The sequence below is a fragment of the Blautia intestinalis genome (assembly GCF_014297355.1).
GTDB classification, from domain to species: domain Bacteria; phylum Bacillota; class Clostridia; order Lachnospirales; family Lachnospiraceae; genus Blautia_A; species Blautia_A intestinalis.
This window is the reverse complement of the sequence record NZ_JACOQE010000001.1, coordinates 307,396-323,548: the sequence shown is the minus strand read 5'-3', so window position 1 is coordinate 323,548 and position 16,153 is coordinate 307,396. Positions and strand designations below refer to the sequence as shown.

General features: G+C 44.4%; 19 protein-coding genes. 3 read left to right on the top strand and 16 right to left on the bottom strand.

Features of this window, described 5'->3' with window-relative positions:
• Positions 1-27: 27 nt before the first annotated feature.
• Positions 28-651 carry a DUF1836 domain-containing protein gene (locus H8Z79_RS01435; RefSeq protein ID WP_118039398.1) on the top strand — a complete coding sequence of 208 codons (624 nt, stop codon included), beginning with the start codon at positions 28-30 and terminating at the stop codon, positions 649-651.
• Between the two features lie 47 nt (positions 652-698).
• On the opposite strand, the gene H8Z79_RS01430 is transcribed toward H8Z79_RS01435, so the two are convergent.
• Positions 699-1,436 (bottom strand): SH3 domain-containing protein, encoded by a 738-nt coding sequence (locus tag H8Z79_RS01430; protein ID WP_118039397.1) that lies wholly within the window; start codon positions 1,434-1,436, stop codon positions 699-701.
• Positions 1,437-1,553: 117 nt separating this feature from the next.
• Between H8Z79_RS01430 and H8Z79_RS01425 the strand changes: the two genes are divergently transcribed.
• Positions 1,554-3,269 carry a serine hydrolase gene (locus H8Z79_RS01425; protein ID WP_187002659.1) on the top strand — a complete coding sequence of 572 codons (1,716 nt, stop codon included), beginning with the start codon at positions 1,554-1,556 and terminating at the stop codon, positions 3,267-3,269.
• A gap of 114 nt (positions 3,270-3,383) precedes the next feature.
• Here the strand turns inward: H8Z79_RS01425 and H8Z79_RS01420 are convergent, their stop codons facing one another.
• Positions 3,384-3,698, bottom strand: coding sequence for a YerC/YecD family TrpR-related protein (locus H8Z79_RS01420; RefSeq protein ID WP_015541997.1), 315 nt, complete (start codon positions 3,696-3,698; stop codon positions 3,384-3,386).
• 104 nt (positions 3,699-3,802) lie between these two features.
• Complete coding sequence (locus tag H8Z79_RS01415) at positions 3,803-4,525, bottom strand: phosphatase (protein ID WP_015541996.1); 723 nt, start codon at positions 4,523-4,525, stop codon at positions 3,803-3,805.
• Between the two features lie 167 nt (positions 4,526-4,692).
• Between H8Z79_RS01415 and H8Z79_RS01410 the strand changes: the two genes are divergently transcribed.
• Positions 4,693-6,012, top strand: a complete 1,320-nt coding sequence (locus H8Z79_RS01410) for a replication-associated recombination protein A (protein WP_118039395.1) — start codon at positions 4,693-4,695, stop codon at positions 6,010-6,012.
• A 50-nt stretch (positions 6,013-6,062) separates the two neighbouring features.
• On the opposite strand, the gene H8Z79_RS01405 is transcribed toward H8Z79_RS01410, so the two are convergent.
• From H8Z79_RS01405 to infC, 13 genes are all read right to left on the bottom strand, one after another.
• A complete protein-coding gene (locus H8Z79_RS01405) occupies positions 6,063-6,575 on the bottom strand; it encodes a DUF4364 family protein (protein WP_118039394.1) in 513 nt (170 codons plus the stop codon).
• Between the two features lie 25 nt (positions 6,576-6,600).
• Positions 6,601-7,566 (bottom strand): TIGR01212 family radical SAM protein, encoded by a 966-nt coding sequence (locus tag H8Z79_RS01400; protein ID WP_182001857.1) that lies wholly within the window; start codon positions 7,564-7,566, stop codon positions 6,601-6,603.
• Positions 7,563-8,228: a YesL family protein gene (locus H8Z79_RS01395; protein WP_118039393.1), complete on the bottom strand. Its 666-nt coding sequence runs from the start codon at positions 8,226-8,228 to the stop codon at positions 7,563-7,565. Before H8Z79_RS01395 ends, H8Z79_RS01400 begins: the two co-directional genes overlap by 4 nt.
• A 125-nt stretch (positions 8,229-8,353) precedes the next feature.
• Positions 8,354-9,073: a polysaccharide deacetylase family protein gene (locus tag H8Z79_RS01390; protein WP_118039439.1), complete on the bottom strand. Its 720-nt coding sequence runs from the start codon at positions 9,071-9,073 to the stop codon at positions 8,354-8,356.
• Positions 9,074-9,184: 111 nt separating this feature from the next.
• Complete coding sequence (locus H8Z79_RS01385) at positions 9,185-9,811, bottom strand: cytidylate kinase-like family protein (RefSeq protein ID WP_118039392.1); 627 nt, start codon at positions 9,809-9,811, stop codon at positions 9,185-9,187.
• A gap of 12 nt (positions 9,812-9,823) precedes the next feature.
• Entirely contained in the window at positions 9,824-10,534 is a 711-nt protein-coding gene (locus H8Z79_RS01380; RefSeq protein ID WP_015541991.1) for an ABC transporter ATP-binding protein, read from the bottom strand.
• Between the two features lie 12 nt (positions 10,535-10,546).
• Positions 10,547-11,305, bottom strand: coding sequence for an ABC transporter ATP-binding protein (locus H8Z79_RS01375; RefSeq protein WP_118039391.1), 759 nt, complete (start codon positions 11,303-11,305; stop codon positions 10,547-10,549).
• A 2-nt stretch (positions 11,306-11,307) separates the two neighbouring features.
• Positions 11,308-12,378, bottom strand: a complete 1,071-nt coding sequence (locus tag H8Z79_RS01370) for a branched-chain amino acid ABC transporter permease (protein ID WP_118039390.1) — start codon at positions 12,376-12,378, stop codon at positions 11,308-11,310.
• A gap of 12 nt (positions 12,379-12,390) precedes the next feature.
• Entirely contained in the window at positions 12,391-13,275 is an 885-nt protein-coding gene (locus H8Z79_RS01365) for a branched-chain amino acid ABC transporter permease (protein WP_015541988.1), read from the bottom strand.
• Between the two features lie 104 nt (positions 13,276-13,379).
• Complete coding sequence (locus H8Z79_RS01360; RefSeq protein ID WP_015541987.1) at positions 13,380-14,540, bottom strand: ABC transporter substrate-binding protein; 1,161 nt, start codon at positions 14,538-14,540, stop codon at positions 13,380-13,382.
• 228 nt (positions 14,541-14,768) lie between these two features.
• Positions 14,769-15,125 carry a 50S ribosomal protein L20 gene (rplT, locus tag H8Z79_RS01355; protein WP_015541986.1) on the bottom strand — a complete coding sequence of 119 codons (357 nt, stop codon included), beginning with the start codon at positions 15,123-15,125 and terminating at the stop codon, positions 14,769-14,771.
• Between the two features lie 45 nt (positions 15,126-15,170).
• Entirely contained in the window at positions 15,171-15,368 is a 198-nt protein-coding gene (gene rpmI, locus H8Z79_RS01350; RefSeq protein ID WP_015541985.1) for a 50S ribosomal protein L35, read from the bottom strand.
• A gap of 87 nt (positions 15,369-15,455) precedes the next feature.
• Positions 15,456-15,950 carry a translation initiation factor IF-3 gene (gene infC / locus H8Z79_RS01345; RefSeq protein ID WP_015541984.1) on the bottom strand — a complete coding sequence of 165 codons (495 nt, stop codon included), beginning with the start codon at positions 15,948-15,950 and terminating at the stop codon, positions 15,456-15,458.
• Between the last annotated feature and the right edge of the window lie 203 nt (positions 15,951-16,153).

Here is a 16,153-nt window from a genome sequence, read left to right as displayed (position 1 = left end):
GTCTGAACAGGCAAAGGAGATGAATATATGTCAGTAAATACAGAATCTATCATCCACAATATTCTGGAACGCGTCTCCGGAATCGGCTATGTGAAGCCAGAGGATATTCCGAATATAGATCTTTATATGGATCAGGTAACCACCTTTATGGAAGCACAGCTTGCACATTCAAAGCGTTACAAAGATGATAAGATCCTCACCAAGACCATGATCAACAACTACGCAAAAAATAATCTGCTTCCTTCCCCCGAGAAGAAGCGCTATTCCAAAGAGCATCTGCTGGTTCTGATCTTTATCTACTACTTTAAAAACATTCTGTCGATCAACGACATCCAGACACTGCTCGGACCGCTGACCGACAAATATTTTAAATCAGATGAAAATCTAGATCTCACTTCTATCTATACAGAAGTGTTCAGCATGGAAAAGGGCCAGATTGAGGCACTCCAGAAAGAGCTTCTGGAACGTTACGAGATCGCTCAGGGTACTTTTAAGGATGCACCGGAAGAAGATCGGGATTTTCTCAAATTATTTTCCTTTATCTGTCTCTTAAGCTTTGACGTTTATGTCAAAAAAATGCTGATTGAGCAGATGATCGATGATCTTCGCGCCACGACCGATTATGATCCGAAACACAAATCAAAAAAATAATATGCAGAATTTATCTTTCATACTTTCCGCAATAAAAATTACCTGCATCACTGCAGGTAATTTTTATTTACATATCCGTATTTTCCAAGTCGTTCAGAGTATACTTTCCAATAGGTACTGTCACTGGAATCTGCGATCTGTACGATATCTCCGGTATTCAGTCTGCCGATCTCATTCGCATCATCATATGCCATCTCGCTTCGAAGAGCAAGATATCCGCTTGTTACCTTGACTGTCTTGCGGATCACCGGATTACGGTCTACAAGATAATCCTTATTGACATATCCGCCTTTGTCAAAGTCCGGTGCATATACCAGCCAGTAAGTATCATCGCTGGTATCTGCGATCTGGACAATATCTCCGGAATACAGTTTCGCAATCTCATTAGATGATTTAAAAGCTTTTGCATTACGAAGTGCCAGGTATCCACTCTGCACACTGACTGTACATTCATATGAAGAGTTTGCCAGATACTTGCGGTTCACATATCCGTACTTATCATACTTCGATGAATATACATACCAGTAAGTACTGTCACTCGCATCTTCCAGTTCCACGCTCTCGCCGGTGTAAAGCTGACCGATCTCATTCGCATCCCGGTATGCTTTCTCTGTACGAAGTGCCAGATATCCGCTCGCAACGGTCACAGTGTACATATTCGACAGTTGTGTACCGACATCAACTGCCTTCGGCTCTGCCATAACCGGTACAGAAACCACAAGCGTAAGCATCAGTGTCAGCAAAACTCTCGTGATCTGCCTGATCCATGTGTGATTCTTTTTCATAGTGTAGCCCCCTTTTTCTTTCGAAGGACTCTGAACCGTCCTTGTCAAATTTTTTATTATAGTATATCATATATGAAGTTATTTCTGTAAAATAAATTCATCAGGAGGATACAAAAAATGCGAAAATTTTCAGCCATTTTTCTCGCCGGATGCCTGCTTCTTTTACTTCCGTCCACAACCTGGGCTTCTGAAGAAACCACTTATGAAAGCGAGCAGGGACAGGCCATGATCAAGGCTCCGTCTTCATCTGTATTTGGCAGCGGAGATTCCACTGATTCAACCGCTGATTCTGACAGTTCTGATTCTGATAATTCAAAAAACACCGGAGATACCGCTTCTTCCGGAATTGACTGGTCTGCAGCCAACACTGCCTCCCGTGCTTCTTCCGATAACTCCGGATTTACCGTATGCATCGATCCGGGACATCAGGGCAGCTGGGTTGATATGAGTGCCCAGGAACCGATGGCTCCCGGCTCTTCTCAGACCAAAAACAAGGCAACGACCGGCACCACCGGCAACTATTCCAAAGTTCCGGAATACGAAGTAAATCTGCAGGTATCTCTCGTTCTTGAAAAGGAACTGACTTCCCGCGGATATAAAGTCGTCATGACACGCGAAGACAACGATAAAGCGATCAGCAACAAAGAACGTGCGGAATTTGCCACCTCTGAGGATGCAGATATCACCGTCCGCATTCATGCAAACAGCGACAACAGCGCATCCGCTGCCGGAGCACTTACTATGGCACCGACCAGCGCCAACCAGTATCTTGATACAGACCTTATCGAAAAAAGTAATACTCTGGCCGAATGTATCATAAACAGCTACTGTTCTGCCACCGGACTTGCCAACAAAGGTGTGATCTCTGCTGACAACATGACCGGTACCAACTGGAGCACTGTACCTGTTGCGATCCTGGAAATGGGATTTATGAGTAATGAAAGTGATGACATGTATATCACCGATACTTCCCACCACGAAACAATGGCTAAAGGAATTGCCGATGGAATTGATGAGTACTTCAACATCGTTGCATCTGATCTCACCGGATCAGGAGAACATCTTTCCGATCTGACTGATACACTGGAAAAGACTTATGTCGATCCACTTGAAGCAGCTAATGAAACCTGGGCAATTGCTGCCATGGATCTGAGCGACCATGCTTACAGTACTGTAAATGCAGAAGTATCCATGCAGTCTGCCAGCGTGATCAAAGCTTTCATCATGGCTGCTGTCTTCGATAAACTTGTTTACGCCGATGGAGCGACGGAACCTTCTTCTGATTATGAAAGCAGTCTGAAGTCTCTCCTGCCCCAGATGATCACAGTGAGTGACAACGATGCTGCAAACAAGCTTGCACGCAGACTTGGCGGCGGGGATTTTCAGAACGGCGCATCCGTCTTAAATGAATTCTGTCAGGAACACGGCTATACATCGACACATCTCGGGCGGGAATTTCTCGCTTCCAACCCGACCGATGATAATTATACAAGTGCATCCGACTGCTGCCGTCTCCTGTCTGACATTTACAGCGGAACCATGGTAAACGCAGATGCTTCCGCCGACATGCTGGCACTTCTGAAGGCTCAGACACGTACCGGCAAAATCCCATCCGGCATTCCGTCCGGTGTGGATACCGCCAACAAAACCGGCGAACTTTCTGCAGGTGACGGTCTCGGCGCAGTCGAAAACGACATCGCGATTGTTTTTGATAAGGAGCATCCGTATGTTCTCTGTGTGCTCTCAAACAACATCCAGAACAATTCAAGCGCACAGGAAACCATCAAAAAAATTTCCGCGGATGTCTATCAGTATATGACCTCCCGGAAATAAAACAACTTCTGAATAATTCAGACAGACAATAGAAAAGGAACAGGTTATCGGAGTTTACATTGCTCCATAATCTGTTCCTCTTTTTCTTATGTGATCTTTCTTTGATTATGTCGTTTATTCTTCTGTCTTGCCTTCTGCTTCTTTTTCTTTCATTCTGGCAAATACCATCTCATAACCGTCGTTTCCGTAATTCAAAGAACGGTTTACACGGCTGATCGTCGCGGTAGATGCACCGGTCTTTTCAGAAATATCCAGATATGTGCGCTTGTCTGTCAGCATCTTTGCAACTTCAAAACGCTGTGACAGAGAAAGAAGCTCGTTAATCGTACATACATCCTCAAAAAATGTATAACACTCTTCTTTATTCTTCAGACAAAGGATTGCTTCAAATAAATGGTCAACCTCTTCTGTTCTGATTTTTTTACCCATGATCCCTTCTCCTTTGGTTCCATTTTGTTTTAGTCTTATTTACTGATCTGTGTCTTATTCCGTATACATCGTATTTTAACACTTTAACATGTGAAAAGCAAGAACTATTTTAATGCGTTAATATACCCCCTCAACGCATTCACAGAATGATTCACAACCAGCTCCTCCGGAAAATTCAGTTCTTCCAGAAGTCCTCTTGCCGCATCAAATTCCGCAATGTGTGTATCAAAATGTGCATCACTGTCCATCACTACCGGGACCTGATATTTCATACAGAATTTAAGCATCTTTACGTCATTTTCCCTTGCATTCTGCCGAAATGAATTCGGTACAATTGAATGATTGTTTACTTCCAGAATCTTACCATATTCCTTTGCCCCCTGTACGAGAGCTTCATAATCTACCTCATAACGTCCGTCATCCGGATGTCCGATAATATTGACATATGGATTCTTCATCGCATTCAGATATGCACTTGTATTTTCCTCACGTGTTCCCGGCTTCATGCACGGCAAATGAAGGCTGGCAATTCCGATATCCATTCCCCGAAGTTCCGCCTCATTCAGATCGACTTCCCCCTGCGGATTCAGGATATTCAGTTCTGCTCCCAGAAACAGCCGAATACCGTAAAGTTCTCTCGGAACAGTTTTCAGATTATGAAAGTAATAATTATGGCAGGTTCCCGGCATCATCGGTGCATGTTCTGTAATTCCCAGAATCTCAAGTCCCCTGTCCGCTGCTGCTTTTGCCATTTCGCGCAGCGTATTGTATGCGTGGCCGCTTGCAATTGTATGTGTATGCAGATCCATCACGGTTTCGTATCTCATTTCATCTGTCCTCGTCTTTCTTATATGATATCCTTTTTCATTATTGCGCATATCTGACAGTATACTACCTTTTTTTCATTTTGTAGATACTCTGTTGAATTTTTTATCCGTCTCAAGTATAATAAGAACAGATGTACGTATTTATGTAATAGAATGGAGGATCTTTTATGGATCTGTTTGAATATGCCAAATCAAAAACTCTTGACCGTGAATCACCTCTGGCTTCCCGTCTTCGTCCGACGACGCTGGAGGAAGTGGTCGGTCAGGAGCATATCGTCGGCAAAGACAAATTATTATACCGTGCTATCAAGGCCGATAAGCTGACTTCTGTCATCTTTTACGGCCCGCCCGGCACAGGCAAGACAACCCTCGCCAAAGTCATCGCCCATACGACCAGCGCCAATTTTACCCAGATCAATGCCACCGTTGCCGGCAAGAAAGACATGGAGCAGGTCGTACAGGAAGCGCAGAATAATCTCGGGATGTACGGACGCAAGACCATCCTTTTTATCGATGAGATCCACCGCTTCAATAAAGGACAGCAGGATTATCTTCTTCCTTTTGTAGAGGACGGAACGATCATTCTCATCGGTGCCACGACCGAAAATCCATACTTCGAGGTCAACGGGGCTCTTCTTTCCCGTTCCATCATCTTTGAACTAAAAGCATTAAGTACCGAAAATATCCGTACTCTGCTTCTCCGTGCTGTCAACGACTGCGACAGGGGCATGGGCAATTACGGTGCCGTGATCGACAATGATGCCCTTGATTTCCTCGCCGATATGGCAGGCGGTGATGCAAGAAGCGCATTAAATGCTGTTGAGCTTGGCATCCTCACCACCCCAAAGAGTACTGACGGACATATCCACCTGACACTGGAAGTTGCTTCGGAATGTATCCAAAAGCGCGTTGTCCAGTATGACAAAAAAGGTGATAACCACTATGACATCATTTCCGCCTTTATCAAGAGTATGCGTGGTTCCGATCCGGATGCTGCAGTTTACTATCTTGCCAAAATGCTCTACGCCGGCGAAGATATCAAGTTTGTTGCACGGCGTATCATGATCCTTGCCTCCGAAGATATCGGAAACGCAGACCCGCAGGCGCTTTCTGTCGCAGTTGCCGCAGCACAGGCGGTCGAACGTGTCGGCATGCCGGAAGCACAGATCATTCTCTCTCAGGCAGTCACCTATATGGCATGCGCCCCGAAGAGTAATTCCGCAGTCAATGCGATTTTTGCCGCAATGGATTCCGTAAAGCGTACACGCACGACCGTACCGGTTCACTTACAGGATGCACATTACGGCGGTCACGAAAAGCTCGGCAAAGGTATCGGTTATAAATATGCCCACAGCTATCCGAATCACTATGTCGACCAGCAGTATCTCCCGGACGAAATCCAGGGAGAGCGTTTCTATGAACCGGGAAACCTCGGCTATGAGAAAGAAATCAGAGCTTATATGCACAAAATTAAAGGCAGGGAATGATTCCCCGCCTTTTGCTTATCATTACTTACCCTTCTCATTACCTGAGAGACTCAGATCAGTTCGCCCATCAGGTTCTCATAAATCTCCTGGCTCTTTTTCGGCCAGTTACGGCAGATAGCCTGTGCCGCTTCTTTTCCCGGAGCTACCAGTGTCAGATCCAGAACCGTCGATTCTTTCTCAATGATCTGACAGCGCACTGCATGTGCGCCCTGTGGTGTCGTATAATAATCTGCCGGTGTCAGGATGCGTTCCTGTCTCTGTCCGCCATGACTTTGCAGATATTCTTTTATTTCATTTTTGATTTCTCCGGACAGCTCCTTCTCAAAATAAGAAAGCGTCTTCGCTCCTTCTTCCGTCAGTTCGTAATAGGAACTGTTGGAGATCGTACGTTTCCGGAGTAATTCTGTTTCGGTCAGCTCCGAAAGTACCTTTTGCAGTTGAAAATAATCCGTGTATTCACGGTCAAGTATAAATTCTGAAATCTGAGAATTTGTCAGTGTTTCCTTTGCATGTTTCGCCATATATAAGACGATCAGCTTGTACGTTGTAAATGGTTCTGCCATTTCTGTCACCTCTTTCTCATACTTCTCATACTGTCTGATGTCTGAACTGTCTGCCCTGCCAGCTTCCCCGTATCTTCATCTCATGATGCAGAAGATTCAAAACTTCTCTCTTACGGCTTGCCCACAGAGGCGCGATCAGAAGATCCGCCGGTCCGTCTCCCGTTATCCTGTGGATCACGATCGAAGGATCCAGATGTTCCAGACATTCAATCAGCAGATTCAGATATTCTTCTCTTTCGTAAACATGAAACTTCCCGGCCAGATAATCATCCGCCAGATCCGTCCCGCGAAGTACATGCAGCAGCTGCAGTTTGATCCCCTGTATATCCCTTCCATTCAGATAGTCCATCGTCTTAAGGATATCCGCATCAGATTCTCCCGGAAGTCCCAGTATCGTATGAACGATAACCTGTATTCCATGTGATCTGAGCCGATGTACTGTCTCCTCAAAACAGGAAAGCGGGTATCCTCTTCGGATATAAGCAGCAGTCCGCTCATGTATCGTCTGGAGTCCCAGTTCGATCCACACCGGCTTGATCTGATTAAGCTCATCCAGAAGGACAAGCACCTCATCCCCGATACAGTCCGGTCTTGTCCCAATGGACAATGCTACTACGGAAGGATGACGGATCGCCTCCGTAAAAATCTTTCGAAGGTATTCGACCGGTGCATACGTATTCGTATATGCCTGAAAATAAGCAATATATTTGTGGATCGGACGCTTCGCACGAAGCATCTCGATCTGACTGTCAATCTGATCGGTTATGGAAAGTGCCGCATCTGCTGCAAAATCACCGCTTCCTCCGGCACTGCAGAAAATACATCCCCGGCTTCCCAGCTTACCGTCCCGGTTCGGACAGGACATGCCGCCATTCAGAGTTACTTTGTAGACTTTTTCACCAAACATCTGCTTAAGCATATAGTCCAGAGAATGATACGGCTTGCCATTCCAGTTTCTTATACTCTGCCCTGCAGCCGTTGTTTCACTCATACAGACTCGCCTGCACTTTCCTGCTCGTCTTCTTCTTTTGGCATATAGTTGTCAAAAATCTTCACAAGGAAAAAGGAATTACAATATGCGATCAGTGCAAATCCCATAAGCAGAAACAGTACAAACAGTGTCGACTGTATCTGATAACTTTTCACAAGCAGAAGCAACAGCGGGCATGCAGCAATAAGCACCATGACAACCGTATACGGAAGATGACGGACTGCCATAAACAAAGCATTTTTGATCGTATTTTTGATTGTGTTATAAAATCTGGCAAGCACCGGATATACATACAAAAATAAGATAAAATAAATCAGCACAAATGCCATAAAGATAACCTGAAAGATCTGTCCGGCTCCTCCCTGCATTGCTTTTGACACATTCAGGTCTATATAAAGGACCACACCGATCAGCAGCATGATCAGATTAATGATCGTTGCCTGTTTGAAATTCTGCTTAAAAGATTTAAAAAAGCTTCTTACAATGTAAGCGTCTTCGTTACGTACCATTTTCAGTGTCACATAGTACATGGCCGTGATCGATGCACCTGCGGTAATGACCGGAATACAACAGATCACACAGATAATATTCAGAATACACAGATCCGCCACCTTACTCATAAACCTGAAAAATGTATTGTTCATATCAAAAATACGTCCCATGTGTATCACTCCTTTAGTTTTTTCCCCGGATAACACCGGTCTCTGATAAACAGTATAACGAAAATCTCCCCAAAAAGCAATCAAAACCCAAACAGTTGTTTTCTGTCTGTAATACTCTCAGAAAGCTACGGCATGATCAGTTCATCTACCGTGACAAGCTCATACCCTTTTTCTTTCAGACTGTCCGCAACTTTGAGTGCTGCTTCTACTGTCGTCTTATATTCATCATGCATCAGAATGATAGCTCCATCTTTCACCGTTTCCTCTACGGTCTTTATGATCTGTTCCGTATTCTGTACCTTCCAGTCCAGCGTGTCAATCGTCCAGAATACCGGCATCATCTCCACACGCAGTTCCAGATTCTTTTTCCACGCCCCGAACGGAGGCCGCATATACTGCGGATATATTCCTGTTGTTTCATAGATCAGGTTGTTCGTTTTTAAGATTTCTTCTCTCGCTTTTGCATCACTCAGTTTATCAAGCTGCACATGATGATACGTATGATTCCCGACCAGATGCCCTTCCTCCTGCATACGTCTCACCAGATCCGGATTCTGCTCTATCTTTTCACCCAGAAGAAAAAACGAGGCTTTGATATTTCTTGCGCGCAGTCCGTCAAGCAGTACGCTGGTATACCGCGCATCTGGTCCGTCGTCAAAGGTCAGCGCGGCTTTCGGATGTTCCATAGACTGTTCTACCAGACAGATCATCCCCTGCCCTGCTATATTTTCTGCGATCGCTCTTGCGGAAGTACACCGAACTTCCGGATCTGTACGCATCCAGCCGACAGCCAGCACAACTGCCACAATCAAAATCAGTAAAACACATACTTTTCTTTTTTTCATTAAGGTTCCCGGGCTTTCTTCGATTTTCAGATTCAGGCTCTGTTCAGTATATGAAAGAATGCGCAAAAAAAGCACTGAAAGCTCTTTCAAAAGCCCCCAGTGCCATTTTCTTTATTTATTCAACATAATCTTAAGCTGTGCCTCGATCGCATCCACACATTTCTCAAACCCAAGCTTTCCGCTGTTCAGGCAGAGATCGTAGTTTGTCGCATCGTTCCAGAGTCCACCGGCAAATTTACGATAATACTCCTGTTTGCGCTTATCATCTTTGAGAAGAAATTTCTCGACATCTTCTCTTGAGCCGGAAATCTTCTCAGAAGCCTTCTCCACACGAAATCCCCAAGGCGCATGGATGAATACGCGCAAGGTATTCGGACGATCTTTAAATACATAGTTTACGCAGCGTCCTACGATAACGCAGGATTCTTTTTCCGCGAGATCATTCACTACCTTAGCCTGATAATTAAACAGGTTTTCATCAGAGATGAAGTCCTTGCTGCCCGGCTGATGCAGACCACCTTTGTAAATGCTGTCTTTGCCTCCGAAGAGAGAGCCTCTGACTTTGTCTCCCGCTTCAACTTTACCAAAAAGCTTCACGTCTATTCCGCTCTCATCAGATGCCATCTGAATGATCTGTTTGTCATAAAAAGAGATTCCCAGACGTTCTGCCAGCATTTTACCAACGGTACGTCCACCGCTTCCATACTGTCTTGCGATTGTGATTACAACCTGATCCATATCCATTCCTCCTTATTCTCCCAGATATGCTTTCTGGACAGATTCATCATGAAGCAGATCATCTGCTTTTCCTTCCAGAGTGATACTTCCTGTCTCAAGAACATATGCTCTGTCAGCAATGGAAAGGGCTTTTTTTGCGTTCTGCTCAACCAGAAGAACGGTTGTGCCACTTTCACTTACTTCTTTGATAATGTCAAAAATCTCATTTACAAAGATCGGAGACAGACCCATGGACGGCTCATCCATCAGAATGATCTTTGGTTTGCTCATCAGCGCACGTCCCATTGCAAGCATCTGCTGTTCACCACCGGAAAGTGTACCGGCACGCTGTCCTGTACGTTCTTTCAGACGTGGAAATCTCTTATATACCATTTCAAGACTCTGTGCGATCTCATTTCTATCTTTTCTTGTGTAGGCTCCCATCAGAAGGTTTTCATATACAGACATATCTGCAAAGACACGTCTTCCTTCCGGTACGTGCGCCATCCCCATCTCAACAATCTTATGTGCAGGTGTCTTTGTAAGTTCTTTGCCTCCAAAGCTGATGCTTCCTGCTTTTGCCGGAATGATTCCGGTCAGTGTCTGCAGTGTCGTTGTTTTACCTGCTCCGTTTGCACCGATCAGTGCGATAACTTCTCCCTGTTCTACATGAAAGGAAATCCCCTTCAATGCCTGGATGACACCATAATAAACCTGGAGATCTTTTACTTCCAACATTGACATTTGATCTTCCTCCTATTCTCCCAGATATGCAGTAACAACTGCCGGATCTTTCAGAACCTTCAGTGTTTCGCCCTGTGCAAGCACCTGTCCGAAGTTCAGTACGGTTACTTCTTCACAGATACCTCCAACCAGTTTCATATCATGCTCGATCAGAAGAATGGTCATACCAAAATGTTTCTGTACAAAACGGATAGTATCCATCAGTTCCTGTGTTTCATTCGGGTTCATACCTGCTGCCGGCTCATCCAGAAGAAGAAGTTTCGGATTGGTAGCCAGTGCTCTGGCGATCTCGAGCTTACGCTGCTTACCATATGGAAGATTTCCTGCAAGTGTATCGGCTTCTTTGTCGAGGTCAAATACCTTAAGGATCTCCATTGCTTTTTCGTTCATTTCTTTTTCTACTTTGTAATATTTCGGAAGTCTTAAGATTCCGGTCAGTGTAGAATAAGAATGATGGTTGTGAAGTCCGACCTTAACATTGTCAAGAACCGGCATATCCTTAAACAGACGGATGTTCTGGAAAGTACGTGCGATACCGGCTTTATTGATCTCGATCGTACTCTTTCCTGTGATATCCTGTCCATCAAGCTTGATGATACCTTCTGTCGGTTTGTACACACCTGTAAGAAGGTTGAAAATTGTTGTTTTACCGGCACCGTTCGGTCCGATCAGACCATACAGTTGACCTTTTTCGATGGATACGTTAAATCCGTCAACCGCACGAAGACCGCCGAACTGGATAGCCAGATGATTTACCTCTAACATTGCCATAGTTAAGCTGCCTCCTTTTTGTTCTTAGTGCCTCTGATTTTTTCCATGACACGAGCTCTCCAGTTTCTTGCTGCCGGTGCCCAGTTAAAGAGCATCATAACGATCAAGACGATCGCATAGATCAGCATACGGTAGTTTGCAAATCCACGGAGAAGTTCCGGAAGTGCATAGAGGATGATCGCTGCGATCATAGAACCTCTTAAGTTTCCGATTCCGCCAAGCACGACATATACCAGAATCAGGATAGACATATTGTAGTCAAATCCGGATACCTTTAACATAGAAAGGTTATGTGCATAAAGTACACCTGCAACACCTGCAAGAGCTGCTGAAATTGTAAATGCAAGAAGTTTGAACTTCGTCACATCAATACCTACAGATTCTGCCGCAATACGGTTATCTCTGGTCGCCATGATCGCACGTCCGCTTCTGGAGTTTACAAGGTTCTGCACGATGAACAGAGTAAGCAATACCAGAATGATTCCGATCGGAAAGAAATAATGCTTTACGTCTTTATAAAGAGCACCTGTTCCTGAAATACCAAGTGCACCTTTGAGAATCTGTTTGCCGCCTGCTACAAGCTTGAGATTTGCAGAACTTGTTGCAACATGAAGTCCGTTTTCATCAAAACCGACATACAGGATATTGATCAGGTTTTTGATAATTTCGCCGAATGCCAGCGTTACGATTGCGAGGTAGTCACCACGAAGGCGAAGTACCGGGATACCGATGATCACACCAAACACCGCTGCTACTGCTGCACCGATCAGAATTGCCAGAATAAATCTCGGCACCTGCGGGATATCACTTGCAATGTGAGAAAATAATGCACTGGAATATGCACCAACACACATGAATCCTGCATGACCAAGGCTCAGCTCACCGGAAAAACCTACAACCAGATTCAGAGAGATTGCCGCAATCGTATAAACACAAAGCGGAACCAGCAGACCGGTAAGAAGTCTTGAGAGGTTTCCTGTTCCGGAAAGAATCTCTACGATCACAAAAATTGCGATTACAATTCCATAGTTGATAAAATTGTTTTTTGTTGTTTTGTTCATTGTTTTTTTCATTCTGACCACCTCTTATACTTTCTCCTGGATGTTCTTTCCGAACAGTCCGGTAGGCTTTACAAGAAGTACCACGATCAGAACCGCAAAACAGATCGCATCCGCAACCTGAGAAGAAATATAGGCTTTACCGAAAATCTCGATCACACCGAGAAGAATACCGCCGACCATAGCTCCCGGGATAGATCCGATGCCACCAAATACAGCTGCTACGAATGCCTTAATACCAGGCATGGCGCCTGTATATGGAGTCAGTGTCGGATAGGTCTGACAGAGAAGAAGTCCGGCAATTGCTGCAAGTCCGGAACCGATTGCAAATGTCATCGAAATTGTCGCATTGACATTGACACCCATAAGCTGTGCTGCATCACGGTCTTCAGAAACGGCCTGCATGGCACGTCCCGGTTTTGTCTTCTGTACAAAAAGCATCAGACCAGCCATAATCACAATACAACTCAGGATTGTTACGATCGTAATTCCCTTAATAACAAGCTGTCCGTCAAATAAAGACACAGATGGTACGTCAATAACAGTTACAAAACTCTTGGCATCTGCACCGAAGATCAAAAGTGCCAGATTCTGAAGCAAATAGCTGACACCAATCGCTGTGATCAGTACAGCCAGGTTGGATGACGCCTTACGAAGCGGACTGTACGCTACTTTCTCGATCACCATACCAAGAACGGTACAGAAGATTACAGAAAGTGCAACGGCCAGCACCGGAGACATGCCTCCTCTGGTAACAGCGGTAAGGATCACATATGCACCGACCATGATGACATCACCATGAGCGAAGTTCAGCATTTTAGCGATACCGTATACCATTGTATACCCCAGGGCAATAATCGCATAGATACTGCCCAGGCTGATTCCATCTTTTAAATAGGATAAAAAACTCATAATGCACCTCTTTAAATAGTTGTCATATTAGCGCAAGAAAGGGGGACAGTCCTGTGATAACAGGCAACCGTCCCCCGTCCTCTGATTACATTATTTTAATTTGATTATTCCATTTCTACGTAAGCACCGTCCTGGATTTCGAAAGCTTTTGGCTCTTTATCGCACTCGCCGTCTTCTGTCCATTTTGCTTTACCTGTAAGACCATCAAGCTCAACACTCAGCATTGCCTCAGACATAGCTGCGCTGATGTCTTCGTTGGACATATCCGGTGTGATCTCAGCAGCATCTGCTGCTGCTTTCATTGCATAGAGTACATCATATGTATCTGCTGCAAACTGGTTCGGAACCTCATCCTTGTTAGCATCTTCGTATGCTTTAACGAATGCCTGAGTTTTCTCATCTTCTGATGTAGTAGAGAATGGTGTCAGAAGCATAACGCCTTCTGCAAGAGATGTATCGAAGTTTTCTACTCCAAGAATACCATCCATACCGTCTACACCGAATTTCTTAATGTCGTCCATACCTGCATCATGTGCCTGCTGAAGAATCAGAGCATTGTCTGCATAGTAGTTAGGAAGGAACAGAAGTTCTGCACCGCTGTCTTTGATTTTCTTAAGCTGTACAGAGAAGTCTGTGTTGCTGTCTGCTGTGTATGCTTCATCAGCTACAACTTCCAGACCGTTTTCTTCTGCTGCTGCAACGAACGCATCGTTGATACCTGAGTTGTAGTCTGCGGATGAATCATAGAGAACTGCTACCTTTGTAGCAAGACCATGCTCACCGATGTACTGTGCGGATTTTGTTCCCTGTGCCGGGTCTGTGAAGCACATACGGAATTCGTTGCTTCCTGCTGTAATACTGTCTACTGCTGTTGCGGATGGTGTAAACAGGAATGTGCTTTCTGCTGCTTCTGCTCCGACTGCAATACAGGAACCGGATGTTACAGTTCCGCAAAGCATCTGCATTCCTTTGTCAAGAAGGTCATTGTATGCATTTACTGCCTTCTCCGGGTCAGCCTGATCATCACCTGCGTCAAGAATCTCTACGTTGTATCCGTTGAATCCACCGTTTGCGTTGATTTCTTCTGCTGCAACCTGTGCTGCATGGTATACACCAAGGCCATACTGTGCGTTGTCACCTGTCATAGGTCCGATTACACCGATCTTGAATGTCTCCGCATCATCCGCAAATACAGCCGTCGGCATCATTGCTGCTGTCATGGCTACTGCCGCTGTTACAGCAAGTACTTTTTTCATATTTTTCATAATAAGATCCTCCTATCCTATAATCAGCTCGCTTTACTTTCATTTGTTAAAGCTTTAATGTAGTTGATTATAGCATTCAGCATCTACGATTGCAAGCAAAATTTTAGAATTTCTTTAGATTTTGTTTATTCAGCAAAAACTACTGTCTTTCTTATGCGGACATTTTTAGTTATAAAAAAACCGCAGCCCGATCATGGAACTGCGGTCTTTTATTCATATAATCAACTATTATGCAACTGCTTTTTTAGCGATTTCAGCAAGTGCTGCAAATCCTTCTGCATCGTTTACTGCAAGTTCTGCAAGCATTTTTCTGTTGATGTCAACGTTTGCAACTTTCAGTCCGTGCATCATCTTGCTGTAGGAAAGTCCGTTCATTCTTGCTGCTGCGTTGATACGAGCGATCCAGAGCTGTCTGAACTGACGTTTTTTCTGTTTACGTCCTGCATAGGAGCTTGCAAGTGCTCTCATTACAGACTGTTTTGCTACTCTATACTGTTTGGAACGGGCTCCTCTGTAACCCTTTGCCAGTTTTAATGTACGGTTATGTCTTTTCTTTGCGTTTAATCCGCCTTTAATTCTTGCCATTTCTTATTTTCCTCCTGTTCGTCTTCCGATATCGTCCGCTGCTTATTATAAATACGGCAGTGCTTTCTTAATGTTCTTAAGGTTTGTAGAATCTACAACAGTAGCTTTTCTCAGATTTCTCTTTCTCTTCTGAGATTTCTTTGTTAAGATATGGCTCTTGTAAGCTTTATTTCTCATAATTTTTCCGGTTCCGGTTTTTTTGAAACGTTTTGCTGCTGCTCTACAGGTTTTAATCTTAGGCATAATAAAATCCTCCTTAATTCGTGGTTCTGTTTTTTATTTTATATTATCATAAATATGTGTGTGAAACACGTTATCTCTGATAACTGCTTAACGCTTTTCACTGAGGAACATGGTCATGCTTCTTCCCTCGATCTTCGGAGCTTTCTCTACGACTGCGATGTCTGTGAGAAGTTCTGCAAAATCATCCAGGACATGTTTGCTGCTTGACATATGCGCCATCTCTCTTCCGCGGAAACGTAATGTAACTTTTACGCGGTCTCCCTTGGAGAGAAATTTTCTCGCTGCATTGACTTTTGTCTTCAGGTCATTGGTATCAATGTTAGGAGAAAGACGTACTTCCTTGATGTCGATTGTTTTCTGTTTTTTCTTAGCTTCTTTTTCCTTACGGGAAAGCTCATAACGATATTTACCGTAGTCGATAATCTTGCACACCGGTGGTTTTGCCTGTGGCGCGATCTTTACAAGATCAAGTCCGGCCTCCTGTGCCTTTGCAAATGCTTCTCTGGAAGACACGATACCGAGCTGTGCTCCGTCCGGTCCGATCAAACGTACTTCTTTGTCTCTGATCTGTTCGTTAATCATTAAATTGCTAATTGTAGTACACCTCCATACCTGTAAATGATAAACCTGACTCTCAAGTCACCCTCTGCGTTTGCGAAAACAAAAAAGAGTATGGACAGATTCCACACTCTACTATATCCAGACGCACAAAAATCATGTGACGTCTACAGCATTCACTGCTGTGCTGCGATATATAAACCCGAGCCGCATCAATGTGTGCGCTG

Coding starts and splice junctions, on each gene's coding strand:
- H8Z79_RS01435 (WP_118039398.1), top strand. CDS start 28: ATGTCAGTAAATACAGAATCTATCATCCACAATATTCTGGAACGCGTC.
- H8Z79_RS01430 (WP_118039397.1), bottom strand. CDS start 1,436: ATGAAAAAGAATCACACATGGATCAGGCAGATCACGAGAGTTTTGCTG.
- H8Z79_RS01425 (WP_187002659.1), top strand. CDS start 1,554: ATGCGAAAATTTTCAGCCATTTTTCTCGCCGGATGCCTGCTTCTTTTA.
- H8Z79_RS01420 (WP_015541997.1), bottom strand. CDS start 3,698: ATGGGTAAAAAAATCAGAACAGAAGAGGTTGACCATTTATTTGAAGCA.
- H8Z79_RS01415 (WP_015541996.1), bottom strand. CDS start 4,525: ATGAGATACGAAACCGTGATGGATCTGCATACACATACAATTGCAAGC.
- H8Z79_RS01410 (WP_118039395.1), top strand. CDS start 4,693: ATGGATCTGTTTGAATATGCCAAATCAAAAACTCTTGACCGTGAATCA.
- H8Z79_RS01405 (WP_118039394.1), bottom strand. CDS start 6,575: ATGGCAGAACCATTTACAACGTACAAGCTGATCGTCTTATATATGGCG.
- H8Z79_RS01400 (WP_182001857.1), bottom strand. CDS start 7,566: ATGAGTGAAACAACGGCTGCAGGGCAGAGTATAAGAAACTGGAATGGC.
- H8Z79_RS01395 (WP_118039393.1), bottom strand. CDS start 8,228: ATGGGACGTATTTTTGATATGAACAATACATTTTTCAGGTTTATGAGT.
- H8Z79_RS01390 (WP_118039439.1), bottom strand. CDS start 9,073: ATGAAAAAAAGAAAAGTATGTGTTTTACTGATTTTGATTGTGGCAGTT.
- H8Z79_RS01385 (WP_118039392.1), bottom strand. CDS start 9,811: ATGGATCAGGTTGTAATCACAATCGCAAGACAGTATGGAAGCGGTGGA.
- H8Z79_RS01380 (WP_015541991.1), bottom strand. CDS start 10,534: ATGTCAATGTTGGAAGTAAAAGATCTCCAGGTTTATTATGGTGTCATC.
- H8Z79_RS01375 (WP_118039391.1), bottom strand. CDS start 11,305: ATGGCAATGTTAGAGGTAAATCATCTGGCTATCCAGTTCGGCGGTCTT.
- H8Z79_RS01370 (WP_118039390.1), bottom strand. CDS start 12,378: ATGAAAAAAACAATGAACAAAACAACAAAAAACAATTTTATCAACTAT.
- H8Z79_RS01365 (WP_015541988.1), bottom strand. CDS start 13,275: ATGAGTTTTTTATCCTATTTAAAAGATGGAATCAGCCTGGGCAGTATC.
- H8Z79_RS01360 (WP_015541987.1), bottom strand. CDS start 14,540: ATGAAAAATATGAAAAAAGTACTTGCTGTAACAGCGGCAGTAGCCATG.
- rplT (WP_015541986.1), bottom strand. CDS start 15,125: ATGGCAAGAATTAAAGGCGGATTAAACGCAAAGAAAAGACATAACCGT.
- rpmI (WP_015541985.1), bottom strand. CDS start 15,368: ATGCCTAAGATTAAAACCTGTAGAGCAGCAGCAAAACGTTTCAAAAAA.
- infC (WP_015541984.1), bottom strand. CDS start 15,950: ATGATTAACGAACAGATCAGAGACAAAGAAGTACGTTTGATCGGACCG.